Source organism: Streptomyces flavovariabilis (assembly GCF_000725785.1).
Lineage (GTDB): Bacteria > Actinomycetota > Actinomycetes > Streptomycetales > Streptomycetaceae > Streptomyces > Streptomyces hawaiiensis.
Genome location: NZ_JNXD01000018.1, coordinates 151058 through 164479, shown reverse-complemented (window position 1 = coordinate 164479; position 13422 = coordinate 151058). Strand labels below are relative to the sequence as shown.

The window sequence follows — 13422 nt, the reverse complement described above, 5'->3', positions numbered from 1 at the left end:
GCCATGACTGAGAGCAACGGGTCCGACGCGCGGGATCAGCGGGACCAGCACGAGCAAGCGGTACAGGCGGGACGGCAGGAGCGGATGCCGGACTGGGAGAAGCGCTTTCGGGCGCCCCGGGTGTCCCTGCCCGACTGGGCGGAGGACGCTCCGGACCGCTCGCTGTTCGTCTCGAACGCGACCGGGACGTACGAGCTGTACGCCTGGGACCGGTCGACCGGCGAGCAGCGCCAGGTGACGGACCGGCCGAACGGCACGACGGACGGCGTGCTGTCCCCGGACGGCGCGTGGATCTGGTGGTTCGACGACAAGGACGGCGACGAGTTCGGCGTGTGGCGCCGCCAGCCCTTCGAGGGCGGCGCGGACGACCCGGCGGCCGAGGGCCTGGACGCCTCCTACCCGGCGGGCCTCGCCCTCGGCCGTGACGGGCGTACGGCGGTCGTGGGCCGCTCCACGGACGAGGACGGCACGACGATCCACCTCGTCCGCACCGGCGAGGAACCGGTGGAGATCTACCGGCACCGCGAGTCGGCCGGCGTCGGCGACCTCTCCCACGACGGCTCGCTCATCGCCATCGAGCACACCGAGCACGGCGACGCGATGCACTCCGCGCTGCGCGTCCTGCGCCCCGACGGCACGGCGGTCGCCGACCTCGACGACACCGAGGGCGGCACCCGCGAGCTGGGCCTGGAGGTCCTCGGCTTCGCCCCCGTCGACGGCGACACGCGCCTGCTCATCGGCCATCAGCGCCGCGGCCGCTGGGAGCCCCTGGTGTGGGACGTGGCCACCGGCGAGGAGACGGACCTGGCGCTGGAGCTGCCGGGCGACGTCAGCGCCGAGTGGTACCCGGACGGCAGCGGCCTGCTCATCGCCCACAGCTTCGAGGCCCGCAGCGAGCTGTTCCGCTACGACCTGGCCGGCCGCGCCCTGGCGGAGATCCCGACCCCGCCCGGCACGGTGTCCGGTGCGACGGCCCGGCCCGACGGCAGCGTGGAGTACCTGTGGTCCTCGGCGGCCGAGCCGTCGGCGGTCCGCTCCACGACGGGCGGTGTCGTGCTCGACCCGCCCGGCATGAGGTCGCCCGGCTCGGTGCCGGTGGAGGACGTCTGGGTGGACGGGCCGGGAGGCCGCATCCACGCCCTCGTCCAGAGGCCGCAGGGCACCACCGGGCCGCTTCCCACGGTCTTCGACATCCACGGCGGCCCCACCTGGCACGACAGCGACTCCTTCGCGGCGGGCCCGGCGGCCTGGGTCGACCACGGCTACGCGGTGATCCGTGTCAACTACCGCGGCTCCACGGGCTACGGCCGTGCCTGGACGGACGCCCTGAAGAACCGCGTCGGCCTCATCGAGCTCGAGGACATCGCCGCGGTCCGCGAATGGGCCGTCGGCTCCGGCCTCGCCGACCCCGGCCGCCTCGTCCTCACCGGCGGCTCCTGGGGCGGCTACCTCACCCTCCTCGGCCTCGGTGTCCAGCCCGACGCGTGGACCCTCGGCATCGCGGCGGTCCCCGTAGCCGACTACGTCACGGCGTACCACGACGAGATGGAAGCGCTGAAGGCGATGGACCGCACGCTGCTGGGCGGCACCCCCGAGGAGGTCCCCGACCGGTTCGAGGCCTCTTCGCCCCTCACCTACGTCGACCAGGTCAAGGCTCCGGTCTACATCTCGGCCGGCGTCAACGACCCGCGCTGCCCGATCCGCCAGATCGAGAACTACGTCAAGCGACTGGAGGCGCGAGGCGCGGTCCACGAGGTCTACCGCTACGACGCCGGTCACGGCTCCCTGGTGGTGGACGAGCGGATCAAGCAGGTGCGGCTGGAGCTGGAGTTCGCGGAGAGGTACTTGAGCCGGCGGCCGTGAACCGCGGGCATGCGTGCCGCCCGGGGCGGCACGGGTGGGCGCGGGCGGCACCCCGCTGCGCCGGGTTGCGCGACCGACCCGGCCCGGGCACCGGTGCCGCGTACGTCGTGACGCCGAGCCGGGACAACAACGCACCGCTCGGCGTCACGTCCCCGTCCGCTCCCGCCGCCTCCGCCCCAGCAACTCCGCAAGCCCCCGCCGGGTCGCCGCCAGCACCACCCGGTCCCCCGTGCCCAGCACATACGAAGGAGGCAGATCCCACACCAGCCCCGACGCCGCCGCGCCGTCCTCCTCCGCGCTCCCCCCGTCACCCCGCCGCCCCCCGGAGGGCGCCGTATTGAGCGCCAGCACCCGCCAGGCCCCGGCCCGGAACGCCTCCCCGACCGTCCGCCCCTCCAACTGCGGATGCCCGGCCACCTCCACCTCCGCGAACAGCAGCACCCGCCGCTCCACCGGAATCGCCCCCAGAATCTGCCGCCCCATCATCGCCCCGGCGAACGCGGGCGCGGCCAGATGGGACACACTCCGGCTCCGCGTGAGGGCGTACGGATGCGCGGCCCGCAGCGTGCGGTAGACGGCCGTCGCGAAGTCGTCGTCGTACAGGCGCAGCACCACCCGCAGATCGGGCCGTACGGACCGCGCGTACAGCGAGGCCTCCAGGTTCGTGGTGTCCGCACTGGTCAGCGCCAGGAGCGCATGCGCACGGTGGATCTTCGCGGCCTCCAGCACCCCCTCCTGCGTGACGTCCCCGAGCACCACCGGCACCCGCAGCCGCCGCGCCGTGGCCATCCCCCGCGCGTCCGGATCGGACTCCACGCACACCACGGGAATGTGCAGCTCCCGCAGCCGCGTCAGCACCCGCGTCCCGATCTTGCCGAGCCCGAGCAGCACCACATGCCCGCCGAGCCCCCGCGGCGGCTTGCGCAGCGCGGACGCGCTGCGGAACGTGCCGAGCGCTTCCAGCACCGCCGCCAGCAGCACCGGCAGCAGCAGCAACCCGACCAGCCCGGACAGCAGTTGCAGCACCTGCTGCCCGGTCGACTCGTGGAACGCGGGATCGTTGATGCCGAAGAGATCGAGCAGCGTGACGTACGTCGCGTACAGCGGATGCTCCCCGGTCACGATCGTCAACGCGACGGCGAGGGCCAGCACACACCCCACCAGCCCGGCCAGCGACCACCGCAGCCGCCGCGAGAACAGCGAGGCGAACGGCGGCACACCGCCCCGCCCGGCCGGCAGGGACGGCCCGGAGTACGACACCTGCTCCAGGACCACGGTGCCGCGCCCGGTCGCCGACGCCACCGCCGCCTCGTCCGGCAGCAGCTGCGGCCCGTGCTCCCCGCTGCTCTCCGAACCATCGGCCCCGGCCGGGTCGTTGCTCGTCGCGGACAGCAGCGCCAGCGTGCACAGCCCCGGGTCGGCCACCTCGCCCGGCCGCGGCGGCTGCCGTTCCACCGCACGCAGCACGAGTCCTTCGGTCTGGACGACCTTGCTGGTGCCGACGAGGGCGGTGGCGGCCAGCGCGGGCGCGGCCGTGTCGGCGTCGGACAGCACCGTCGTCGACGCGTCGAGGCCCGCTCCCCGCCCGTCTCCCGAGGCGACGGCGGCGGTCTGGTCCAGCAGTTCCTCGATGTGCTGCCCCAACCGCCGGTTGTAGAGCCGGAGTACGAGGCGCAGGCGCGGGTTGAGCCGGCGGGCGGTGAGCGCGGCACGGATGTTGGTCTCGTCGTCGTCGTAGACGAGCGCCAGCGCCGCCGCACGGTCGGCGCCGGCCTCGGTGAGCACTGCCTCGGTGAGCTCGGCGGCCTCGACGACCTGCTCGCTCGCGGCCGGTTCACCGCCGGCGCCGGACCGGTTGACGGCCGCGTTCACGACCCGGTCGAGCAGCGCCGCCGAGGCGGCCCGGGCCCGCCCGACCACGGGCTGACGCACCCGTCTCCCCGAGGGCGGTACGACGAGCGTGACCTGCTCGGCGTACACACCGCGGAGTTCGGCGGCCAGCCGGTGCGCGAGCCCGTCGTCACCGCACACGATCATGTGTGCGGCCGGATCACTCGGCTGGCCTTGGTTCGGAACGCTCCCCACGAGGAGAAGACTGCCTCACCGGGACGACCGGTTCCAGAAGGGGACGGTGTCGCGTGAACGCCCGGCCGTCGCCGCCCGTACGCAAGGGGAGGGAATGGGGAATGCCCTCGCGCACCACCGGAGGTACCGGGCCCGTGGCCATCACGAAGACCGCCCCGCAGGACGACGCCGAGCGCGGGGACCCCCCGGCCGACGGCGGCCGGGAAGAGGGCGGCAAGGAGGAGGGCCGGCGCCTCGACTCCCCCCTCCTGCTGACCCTTCTGCTGCTCACCGCGGTGATGTTCCAGGACCCGATCCGCGGGGCCCTGGCCGCACCGGTGATGCAGAGCTGGATGACGGTGTTCGTCGCGGTCATGGTCCAGGCGCTGCCGTTCCTGGTGCTCGGTGTGCTGCTGTCGGCGGCGATCGCGGTGTTCGTGCCGCCGTCGTTCTTCGCCCGGGCCCTGCCCAAGCACCCGGTCCTGGCGGTCCCGGTCGCGGGCGCGGCCGGCGCGGTACTGCCGGGCTGCGAGTGCGCGTCCGTGCCGGTCGCCGGAGCCCTGGTCCGCCGAGGCGTCACACCGGCGGCGGCCCTGGCGTTCCTCCTGTCGGCGCCCGCCATCAACCCGATCGTGCTGACGGCGACGGCCGTGGCGTTCCCCGGCAACCCGGAGATGGTGCCGGCCCGTTTCGCCGCGAGTCTGCTGGTGGCCTGCTCGATGGGCTGGCTCTGGCACCGCCTCGGCCGCCCGGACTGGCTGCGCCCCCCGGCCCGCGCGTCGTACGAGGGTCAGGGCAAGGGGCCGGCCTTCTGGGGCTCGGTCCGCCACGACGTGACACACGCCGGCGGCTTCCTGGTGATCGGCGCGATGGCCGCGGCGACCCTGAAGGCGGTGGTCCCGGCGCAATGGCTGAGCCTCGCTGCCGGTAACCCCGTGCTGTCGGTCCTGGTCCTCGCGGTCCTGGCCGTCCTGCTCTCCATCTGCTCGGAGGCGGACGCGTTCGTGGCGGCGTCCCTGACCCAGTTCTCCCTGACGGCCCGTCTGACCTTCCTGGTCGTCGGCCCCATGATCGACCTGAAGCTCTTCGCGATGCAGGCGGGCACCTTCGGCCGCGCCTTCGCCCTGCGGTTCGCCCCCGCGACCTTCGCCCTGGCCGTCGTCGTATCGGCCCTGACCGGAACGGTCCTGCTGTGAACCGCCTGGCCCAGACGGCCCTCCTCTTCCTGCTCGGCGCGACCCTCCTGCATGCCGGCACGACCGACCTGTACCTGCGCTACGTCAAGGAGGGCCTGCGCCCCCTGGTCCTCCTGGCAGGTGCGGTCCTCATCACCACGGCGGCCGCGACCCTCTGGTACGACCGCCGCACCCCCACCCACGGCCACCACCCGCACCGCGAACCCCGCGTCTCCTGGCTCCTCACGCTCCCGGTCCTCGCCCTGATCCTGGTCGCCCCGCCGGCCCTGGGCTCCTACAGCGCGGCGCACACCGGCACGGCCCTGACGAAACCCTTCGGCTTCCCGGCCCTCCCCACCGGCGACGCACCGCTGCGCCTCGCCGTGGCCGACTACGCCGGCCGCGCGATCTACGACGACGGCCGCTCCCTGAACGACCGCGAGCTGAAGATCACCGGCTTCGTCACCCTGGACCGGAAAGGCACCCCCTTCCTGGTCCGCATGGGACTCAACTGCTGCGCGGCCGACGCCCAGCCGGTCAAGATCGCCCTGACGGGCGACATCCCCCCGGTCCTGCGACCGGACACCTGGCTGGAGATCACCGGCACCTACACCCCCCGCCGCACGAAGGACCCGGTCAACAACGGCCCGATCCCGTACCTGGAGGTGACGACGGCCAGACCGGTGCCCACCCCGCACGACCCGTACGACGAGACGTGGAACAGCTGAACTGCGGTGTAGCACAGCCCCGTTGGGGTACCCGGGAGAATCCGCTGATCAGCGAGGGGTACGCATGACCACACTCCATGGCGAGCGCACGGCGGAACTCGACCGGCCGTTCCTGCCGGAGGCGGTCCGCGAGGAGCTGGCGAAGGCCGACCACCGAGCCGGCCTGACCCTGGCCACCCTCGGCGCGGCCCTGACCGCCCTCCTCACCGCGATCACCGCCGGTGTCATCACCCCCACCCAGTACGCGGCGATCCCCCAACTCCTCCTCTGGACCGGCTGCGCGGCCTGCGCCCCGTCCCTGGTCCTCCTGAGCCTGGCCACCGGGCCCCGGCCCGCCGACATCCCGTCCCGGCACCGCCGCGTACGTCACGCGATGGGATGGGGAGTGGCGTTCCTGACCCTCACCTTGGCAGGGACACTGGCCGGGCTGCTGTCGTAGGGCGCCGTACGAGGCCCGGGCGGGCGCCCGACCTAATCCTTACCCGCCGGTATTGAGATCGGCCGTTGTCGTGAGGAACGCCCGTTCGGTCAATTCAGGCTGCGACGCGAGAAAACAGGCCACATCTCTTCCCGTCTGTTTGCCGGAGCACGGCCCGACGGCAGCATGGTCAGGCTTGAACGGCGCGAAGCGCAGCGGAGTGAGACCGTCGGAGGTGCTGGTGAATCACGCGTGGCCGCCGTCCACATTTCTCGGCCGGTTACGGAATGCCACACGCGAAGAACTCCTGACGCAGGGCACCCCGATCGCCTATCCACCGCATCGTGCGCTGCTGCAACAGGGCGACGAGAGCCGGCACATCCTGTTGATCACGAGCGGTGTCGTGAAGGTCGTCGCCAGCGCGGAGAGCGGCTACGACATGCTGCTCGCCGTCCGTATAGCGGGCGACCTGGTCGGTGAGATGGCCGCCTTCGAGGAGCGGCCCAGGTCCGGCACGGTCGTCGCGTGCAGTGACGTGACCGCCCGGATCATCCAGATGCGGGCGCTGGAAACCTTCCTCACCCGCCACCCGGACGCCATGCGGGCCATCCTCCACATGCTGTGCGCCCGCCTGCGCTGGGCCAACCGGCGCCGAGTCGATTTCCAGGCCTACGACTCGATGACCCGGCTGGCCCGCGTCCTCGCCGAGTTGAGCCAGGCCTACGCCCAGCCCGCGCCGGACGGCGACGGCACGCGGTGCGACCTCGGCGTGACGCTCACCCAGAGGGAACTCGCCTCGCTGGCCGGCCTCGCACTCAACACGGCCGAAAAGAGCCTGGCCGCACTGACAGCCAAGGGACTGGTGGAACGCAGTTACCGAACCATAACCATCTGTGACGTCCCGAAACTGCTTGAATTCGCCAAAGTCGTTGCCGACAACCCGTATTAGTACGGGATCACTTCTCGCCCCCTCTCCTAGCCTCTCGGGCAGCACTTCGTGAGCGGTGTCCGCTCACGGCATGTCCAGAGAGGAATGATCGGGTGGCTGAGTGGTCCGGTTTCCGTCCCTGCGCCTGTATAGCCGTGGACGCAGAGGCCTACGGTGGAAAGAACGACCGTAGACAGTCCCAGACGCAGCATGATCTGCCGCGGATTCTGGACGGCGCAGCCAGGGGCGCCGGCCTGGACCGCGCGCAGTGGCAGATCCAGCGCAAGGGCGACGAGCAGATCGCGGTGCGTCCCCTGGACGGCACCGAGCCGCGCCTGGTCGACGACTACATTCGCCATCTCGTCGCCGAACTGCGGGAGTACAACGCCCAGCGAGTTCCCACGGCCCGGATGCGGCTGCGGGCGGTCGTCCACCAGGGGCTGGTGGAGCTGGCCGACAACGGCTTCGCCGGCACGGCCGTGGTGGCCACCGCGCGCCTGCTCACCGCGCGTCCGCTCTACGACGCCCTGGCCGCACACCCCGACGCCGACCTGGCGCTGTTGCTGTCCGACGACGTCTTCCGCTCCACGGTGGCGGGCGGACACACGACCCTGTCCACCGACGACTTCACCCGCGTCACCGCGCAGGCGAAGGAGTACGAGGCCACGGCCTGGCTGTGGGTGCCCGCGCCGGCAGCGGCCTCGCGCGAACCCGGGGCCGCGCAGCGGGGGAAGCACGCGGCCCCGGTGCCGGGGGAGCCCGCGGCGGACCGGCCCGAGCCGGCCGCCGCGGGCGCGACAGGGATCAGCAACGAGTACCGAAGCGACAACATCAACGTCACCAACATCGCCGGCCCGGTGGACGCCCGAGGGGCCGTCTTCGGCTTCGGGAGCGCCGGTGGCTGACGTCACGGACCCGGACGACGGGCTGGACATCGCGCCCGTCCCCGCTCCCCACGACGACGCCGAGCCGCCCGTGCCGGACGACCTCGCCAGCACACCGCAGGCCGCGGACGAGGGGGCGGGCCCGGACCGGCCCGCCGAGCGGCGCACAGAGCCCGACGAACGGGAGGAGGACGACCGCGGCTACGACGATCTCCGCCGCGTCCACCAGCTCGTCAACAACAACTTCTACGGCGTCGTCGACGCCACGGGAGCGGCGTTCGGCATCGGTGCCGCCCCGTCCCCCGGCCTCGCCCCGGGCACCATCGAACCGGAGGAAGCCGGCCGGGCCCTGCGGTTCTACCTGCCCCCGCAGCCCTGCTTCGACGAGGCGCTCGACAAGCTGCGCGAGAACTCCCTGGTGGTGCTCACCGGCCAGGACGGCAGCGGCCGGGGCGCAGGATCCCTCGCTCTGCTCCGGGAGATCCTCGGCGACGCGGCCAGGTTGCGCAGCCTCTCGCCCGCCAACGCTCTCGCCGACCTCGCCGCGTCGCGGGACCTCAAACCGGGTCAGGGATACGTCATCCTCGACTACGTGGGCGAGTTGCCCGACCGCGCCGTGCAGGCGTACGAGATCGGGCGGCTGAGCGAGGAACTGCGCCGCAAGGGGTCCTACCTGGTCGTCACGGCGGCCGACACGACGCGCCGGCGGCTGGCCCTGCGGGACCACTGCGTGCCATGGCACGCCCCGGACCCCGTGGAACTGTTCCAGCACTGCCGGGAGATGCTGCAGCACGCCCCCCTCGCCCCGGACACCGAGCGGGAACTACTGGAGCGGGTCGGAGAGCAGCGGCGGCCCGGCGACGTCGTGGCCGCGGCCGTGGTCCTGCCCCGGGAGGGCGCCGAGCAGGCGCTGGACACCCTCCGGGACCGGTACCGGGAGCGGGTCCAGGAGTGGTTCCGGCAGCAGCCCTCCGCGGACGACCTGCTCCCGCTCGCGGCCCTGGCCTTCCTGGAGGGAGTGCCGGAGCGGACGTTCGAGAAGGAGTGCGCCGCGCTCGCCGCCCATGTGCGCAACTGGGAGCAGAGCGGCGAGAGGCCGGTCGCCGAGGCCGACGACGAGACCGGGACGCCGCCGGGCGGCGCGGTGGCCCGGCAGTCCCGGGCCCGGTGGAAGGAGCGGGCGGTGGGGCTCGTGACCACCGAGCACCGGCCGGGCCAGGGCCGGGACGCCGGCCGCAGCGAGCGGCGTCTGGTCTTCACCTCGTCGCGCGTCCGCGAGCTCGTCATCACGGAACTGCACGACCTGTACGGATACGAGCTCTGGTACCCGCTGCGCCAGTGGCTGGGCGACCTTGCCCTGCGGGGTGATCTCGACACCCGTACCGAGGTGGCCCGCGGTGTCGCGCTGCTGGCCCGGCACGCTCTCGTCGAGGTCGACGAGAACCTGCTGAAGGTGTGGTCCGAGGGACTCACCAATCAGCGTGTCACCGCCGCCCTGACCCTGCAGTTCATGTGCGACGTCGAGCATCTCGCGCCGCAGGCCCTGAACATCGTCGTGAGCTGGACGGACAACAGCGGCCAGGGCCGTGCCGTGACGGCGGCCATGGCGCTGACGGGCCGCCTGGGTTCCCTCTACCGTCTGGACGCGCTCAACGGGCTCTGGTCGCTGGCGCAGCGCGGAGAGCGGATCGCGTTCTCGGCCCGCCGTTCGCTGGTCCTGCTGTTGCAGACCGCCGAACACGACCCCGAACAAGTCCTGTTCATCCTCCGGTACGTACGGACGGTGATCGCCAGGACGGGGCCGGGGTCACGGGAGAGGTCGATCGCGCTGCGCACCACGGTCCAACTGCTGGAGACCGTAGGGCTGGAGACCGCAGAGCCCGTCACCGCGGCTCTCCTGCGCACCGTCCCGGACAGTGCCCGCCACCTCGGGTCCCTGTGGGCCCACGTACTGCACAGCGGCAACAGGAGCCGGGCGGTCGGCGCGCTGTGCCGAACGCTGGTGCAGCTGCGCGACGACCCGTCCGTCACCGGCGCCGTACGCGAACTCGGCGAGGCCATGCGCAGCGCCATGACGGGCCGCCAGTGGGCCGCCCTGTGCCACCACCTGTCCATCGCCCTGAAGCACCCCGACTACGCGATCCCCGGCGCCCGCCAACTGGCGCAGGTACTCCTCGGATCACTGCGCGGACGGGCGCCGGCGGGGCCCCGGCGCACCACCGCGCACCACATATCCACCGCACCCTTCCCTACAGCTCAAGGAGGCCGAAGCAAGTGAACTACCCGGTCATCGCCGAGCACATCCTGACCACGGTCCAGGGGACCTGGTGGTCTCGGCGTCGCCGCCGCGAGGACGTGCCGCCACTGCCGCCCGGCGCGGCCTACGTCTTCAGGGTCGGCGGGAACTACCGCACCTTCCCCGAGGGCATGGTCTTCGACCCGGCCCACCCCGACGTGCTCGACGCCTCCTCCGTCAGCCTGGTCGACACCCGGGCCCGACTGGTCGAGGTCGAGCGCACGCTCCCGTCGATGAGCGAGGCGGACAACTTCACGGTGCGGGCGGCCTTCACCTGCCAGGTGACCGACCCGACGGTCATCGCCCGGCAGGGCATCATCGACGTCACCGTTCCCTTGCGTGCCTACCTGATGGGCGACGCCGACCTGCCGAGGACGAGCGCCGGGCACCGCGTGGAGGAGGTCAACGCCGTACGGATCGAGGTCAGCCACCGCATGACCGCCTACAGCGCGATCGTGCCGCCCCGGGTCGCGGGCATGAGCGTGGAGTTCGTCAGCGCCGAGGTGCACGCCTCGGACGACCTGCGCGACTGGGAGCAGAAGCTGCGCGACGAGCGGCGCTCCTGGGAACTCCAGCGCGGACAGCGCGACTTCGAGACCGAGGACGCCCGACGGATCGCGGAACTGCTCTCCCAGGGATCCGACCACGTGGACGCCTTCGGCATCGCCCGGCAGGAGATCGACGTCACGCAGGCGGCCGCCCGGATCCACCGGATCACCGACCAGGACTCGGCCCGCCGTCACACGGCCGAGACGTCCGACCGGGCCCACGCACAGGCGCGGGAGACGGCGGAGGCGCAGATGCGCCGCGACATGCTGCTGACGCTGCTGCGGCAGATGGGCGGCAGCGAGTACGTCGACTATCACCAGGTCCTGGACCAGGTTCTGCGGGAAACCGGCAGCCAGGCCACGCCCGGCATCGCAAGCGCCGCCGACAGCGCCCGCATGGTCGAGCCGGGCAAGGCGCGCTCCGCTCGCGCGGGAGCGGGCCGGGCCGGTGCGCGCGACGCGCAGGGCGGGTTCGTCGCGGACGAGGACGATCTCGTTGACTGACTTCCTGACAGAACCCGTGACGGCTTCCGGCACCGCCGAAGACCAGAAGCCCGCTCCCGGCCGTATGCGTGAGCAGCCCGCTACCGACCCCGCCCGCCGCCCCCTCGACGTCGACACCGCACGACGGCTGCGCGCCCTGACCGGTGTCGACGAGGAACTGCTGGCCCGGGTCAAGTACGAGCGGAGCAAGTACACGGCCCTCGGCGGGGTCGTGCTCGGCACCTCCGTCATCGCGGCGTTCTCCATGTGGAACTTCGCGACCGAGGCGCTCGGCAGGGTCTCCTTCGTGGCCGTGATACCGACGGTCATCTGGATGTTGTTCGTCCTCAACCTCGACCGCTGGCTGGTCACCCCCCAGCCGAACGCCCGGCGACGCGCCGGCCCTCTCGTCACCCGCCTGCTGATCGCGCTCCTGCTCGGTGTGGTGATCGCCGAACCGCTGGTGCTGCGCATCTTCCAGACGGCCATCGAGGAACGCGTCGCGGACGACCGTACGGACGCCGTCGACCGGCTGCGCACGAACCTGGTCCGCTGCAACCCCGTACCGTCCACGACTCAGGCCGTCACACCCAGGGGATGCGACAGGACGTACGTCCTCTCCTTCGGAGCGACGCCCGGCGAACGGGGCGAGGAACTGGGAGCCCTGCGCTCGGACGCCGTGACCCTGCAGAAGCGAGTGGACCGGGACACCACCCGGCTGGAGGCCATCGACTCCGAGGTGCGCGACGAGTGCCGCCGGCTGGTCCGCATAGCCGCGACCGGTCTCTACCAGCGGACCTCCGAGTGCCTGCGCCTGCGTGACAAGGCACAGGACTACCGGACCACTCACCGCACGAGCGAGAACGAGAAGCGGCTCGCCGGCATGAACAACCGCATCTCGAAGATCGAGGCCGAGCTGACCTCGTCGCGCGGGGCGTTCCTCAAGGCCCGCGCCGACGGCATCGAGCGGCGCCTTGAAGAGGAACGCGCCAAGCAGAAGGAGATCGGTGTCCTGGAACGGATCAGGGCGCTCGACGAACTCGCGAGTGGCAACACGGTGCTGTTCGCGGGCATCTGGTTGGTCCGCCTGCTGTTCGTACTCCTCGACATGCTTCCCGTGCTGGTGAAGTACCTGAGCGGCGACACCGCGTACGACCGGATGCTCAGCAACGAGAGCAACAGCGCCGTCAAGATCCACGGCGAGGAGGTCCGGCTCGCCGAGCGCCGCGCCATGGCGAACCTCGAGATCGCCCAGGACGCCATCGAACAGGACGTCAGGCGGCACCGCGCCGAGTCGGAGGCGGCGTCCAGGGAGCACACGGCAGCGATGAACATCAGGGTCCGGCAGGCCGTGAACGCACTGGAGGACGAGATCCGCCGGTCGTCGACGGTCTGACGCTCCCGCCCGCACGAGGAACCCCGCACCACGGCCGCCCCGCACGCCGGGGCGGCCGCCCCGGCACCGACGGCAAGGAGGAGGGACACATGACCACACCCGGAGGCGATCCCGACCCCGGCCCCGACCACCACACCGGCAGCGACCGCGGCGCGGAACTCGCCAGGACCCTGCTGACCGAGGCCCGGGAGGAACTGGTGAAAGCCGACAACAAGGCCGGGCTGATGCTGGCCTTTCTGGGCGCGGCCCTGACCGCCCTGCTCGGCGCGATCGGCAGCGGCGTCGTCGCCCCCCGCCTCTACCCGGCGGTCGCGCAGTTCCTCCTCTGGGCGGGCTGCGCCGCCTGCGTGCCGGCCCTTGTCCTGCTGGGCCTGGCCGTGACCCCACGGCTGGGCAACCCCCACCACTCCCGCACGCACTACTTCGGCGACGCGAGGCTGGCGATGTCGCTCACACACCTGGAACAAACGGTCCGACACACCGACCCGGTGTCCCGTGACCTGAGCCAGCTGGCGGTCCTGTCCCAGACCGCCTGGACCAAATACCGCTGCATACGCCACGCACTGGTTTGGGGCACGGCCTTCGTCGCCCTCACACTGCTGGGCATAGTGACGGGAGCGTCGGCGTAACACACCCGCG

11 protein-coding genes are annotated in these 13422 nt (G+C 72.2%); 10 read left to right on the top strand and 1 reads right to left on the bottom strand.

What is annotated here, in order from left to right:
* Positions 1-3: 3 nt before the first annotated feature.
* A complete protein-coding gene (locus IO24_RS0128570; RefSeq protein WP_031140471.1) occupies positions 4-1863 on the top strand; it encodes a S9 family peptidase in 1860 nt (619 codons plus the stop codon).
* Between the two features lie 144 nt (positions 1864-2007).
* Here IO24_RS0128570 and IO24_RS0128565 read toward each other — a convergent pair whose 3' ends face one another.
* Positions 2008-3900, bottom strand: a complete 1893-nt coding sequence (locus tag IO24_RS0128565) for a potassium channel family protein (RefSeq protein ID WP_031140469.1) — start codon at positions 3898-3900, stop codon at positions 2008-2010.
* 182 nt (positions 3901-4082) lie between these two features.
* On the opposite strand from IO24_RS0128565, the gene IO24_RS0128560 reads away from it, so the two are divergent.
* The 9 genes from IO24_RS0128560 to IO24_RS0128520 all read left to right on the top strand — a co-directional run bounded on the left by IO24_RS0128560 (position 4083) and on the right by IO24_RS0128520 (position 13412).
* Positions 4083-5123 carry a permease gene (locus IO24_RS0128560; RefSeq protein ID WP_031140467.1) on the top strand — a complete coding sequence of 347 codons (1041 nt, stop codon included), beginning with the start codon at positions 4083-4085 and terminating at the stop codon, positions 5121-5123.
* Positions 5120-5830 (top strand): TIGR03943 family putative permease subunit, encoded by a 711-nt coding sequence (locus IO24_RS0128555; RefSeq protein ID WP_031140465.1) that lies wholly within the window; start codon positions 5120-5122, stop codon positions 5828-5830. Before IO24_RS0128560 ends, IO24_RS0128555 begins: the two co-directional genes overlap by 4 nt.
* 64 nt (positions 5831-5894) lie before the next feature.
* On the top strand, positions 5895-6269 hold the full coding sequence (locus IO24_RS0128550) for a Pycsar system effector family protein (protein WP_031140463.1): 375 nt from the start codon (positions 5895-5897) through the stop codon (positions 6267-6269).
* A gap of 175 nt (positions 6270-6444) precedes the next feature.
* On the top strand, positions 6445-7197 hold the full coding sequence (locus IO24_RS0128545; RefSeq protein ID WP_234335289.1) for a Crp/Fnr family transcriptional regulator: 753 nt from the start codon (positions 6445-6447) through the stop codon (positions 7195-7197).
* A gap of 92 nt (positions 7198-7289) precedes the next feature.
* Positions 7290-8081 (top strand): hypothetical protein, encoded by a 792-nt coding sequence (locus tag IO24_RS0128540; protein WP_031140459.1) that lies wholly within the window; start codon positions 7290-7292, stop codon positions 8079-8081.
* Positions 8074-10338, top strand: a complete 2265-nt coding sequence (locus IO24_RS0128535; protein ID WP_031140457.1) for a hypothetical protein — start codon at positions 8074-8076, stop codon at positions 10336-10338. Before IO24_RS0128540 ends, IO24_RS0128535 begins: the two co-directional genes overlap by 8 nt.
* Positions 10335-11408, top strand: a complete 1074-nt coding sequence (locus IO24_RS0128530; RefSeq protein ID WP_031140455.1) for a hypothetical protein — start codon at positions 10335-10337, stop codon at positions 11406-11408. The genes IO24_RS0128535 and IO24_RS0128530 overlap by 4 nt, the downstream gene beginning before the upstream one ends.
* Complete coding sequence (locus IO24_RS0128525) at positions 11401-12783, top strand: DUF4407 domain-containing protein (RefSeq protein WP_078899403.1); 1383 nt, start codon at positions 11401-11403, stop codon at positions 12781-12783. The genes IO24_RS0128530 and IO24_RS0128525 overlap by 8 nt, the downstream gene beginning before the upstream one ends.
* Positions 12784-12872: 89 nt before the next feature.
* On the top strand, positions 12873-13412 hold the full coding sequence (locus tag IO24_RS0128520) for a Pycsar system effector family protein (protein WP_031140450.1): 540 nt from the start codon (positions 12873-12875) through the stop codon (positions 13410-13412).
* The last annotated feature ends 10 nt before the right edge of the window (positions 13413-13422 follow it).

Excerpts from the sequence above, each read along its gene's own strand:
- IO24_RS0128570 (WP_031140471.1), top strand. The coding sequence starts at position 4 with ATGACTGAGAGCAACGGGTCCGACGCGCGGGATCAGCGGGACCAGCAC.
- IO24_RS0128565 (WP_031140469.1), bottom strand. The coding sequence starts at position 3,900 with ATGATCGTGTGCGGTGACGACGGGCTCGCGCACCGGCTGGCCGCCGAA.
- IO24_RS0128550 (WP_031140463.1), top strand. The coding sequence starts at position 5,895 with ATGACCACACTCCATGGCGAGCGCACGGCGGAACTCGACCGGCCGTTC.
- IO24_RS0128520 (WP_031140450.1), top strand. The coding sequence starts at position 12,873 with ATGACCACACCCGGAGGCGATCCCGACCCCGGCCCCGACCACCACACC.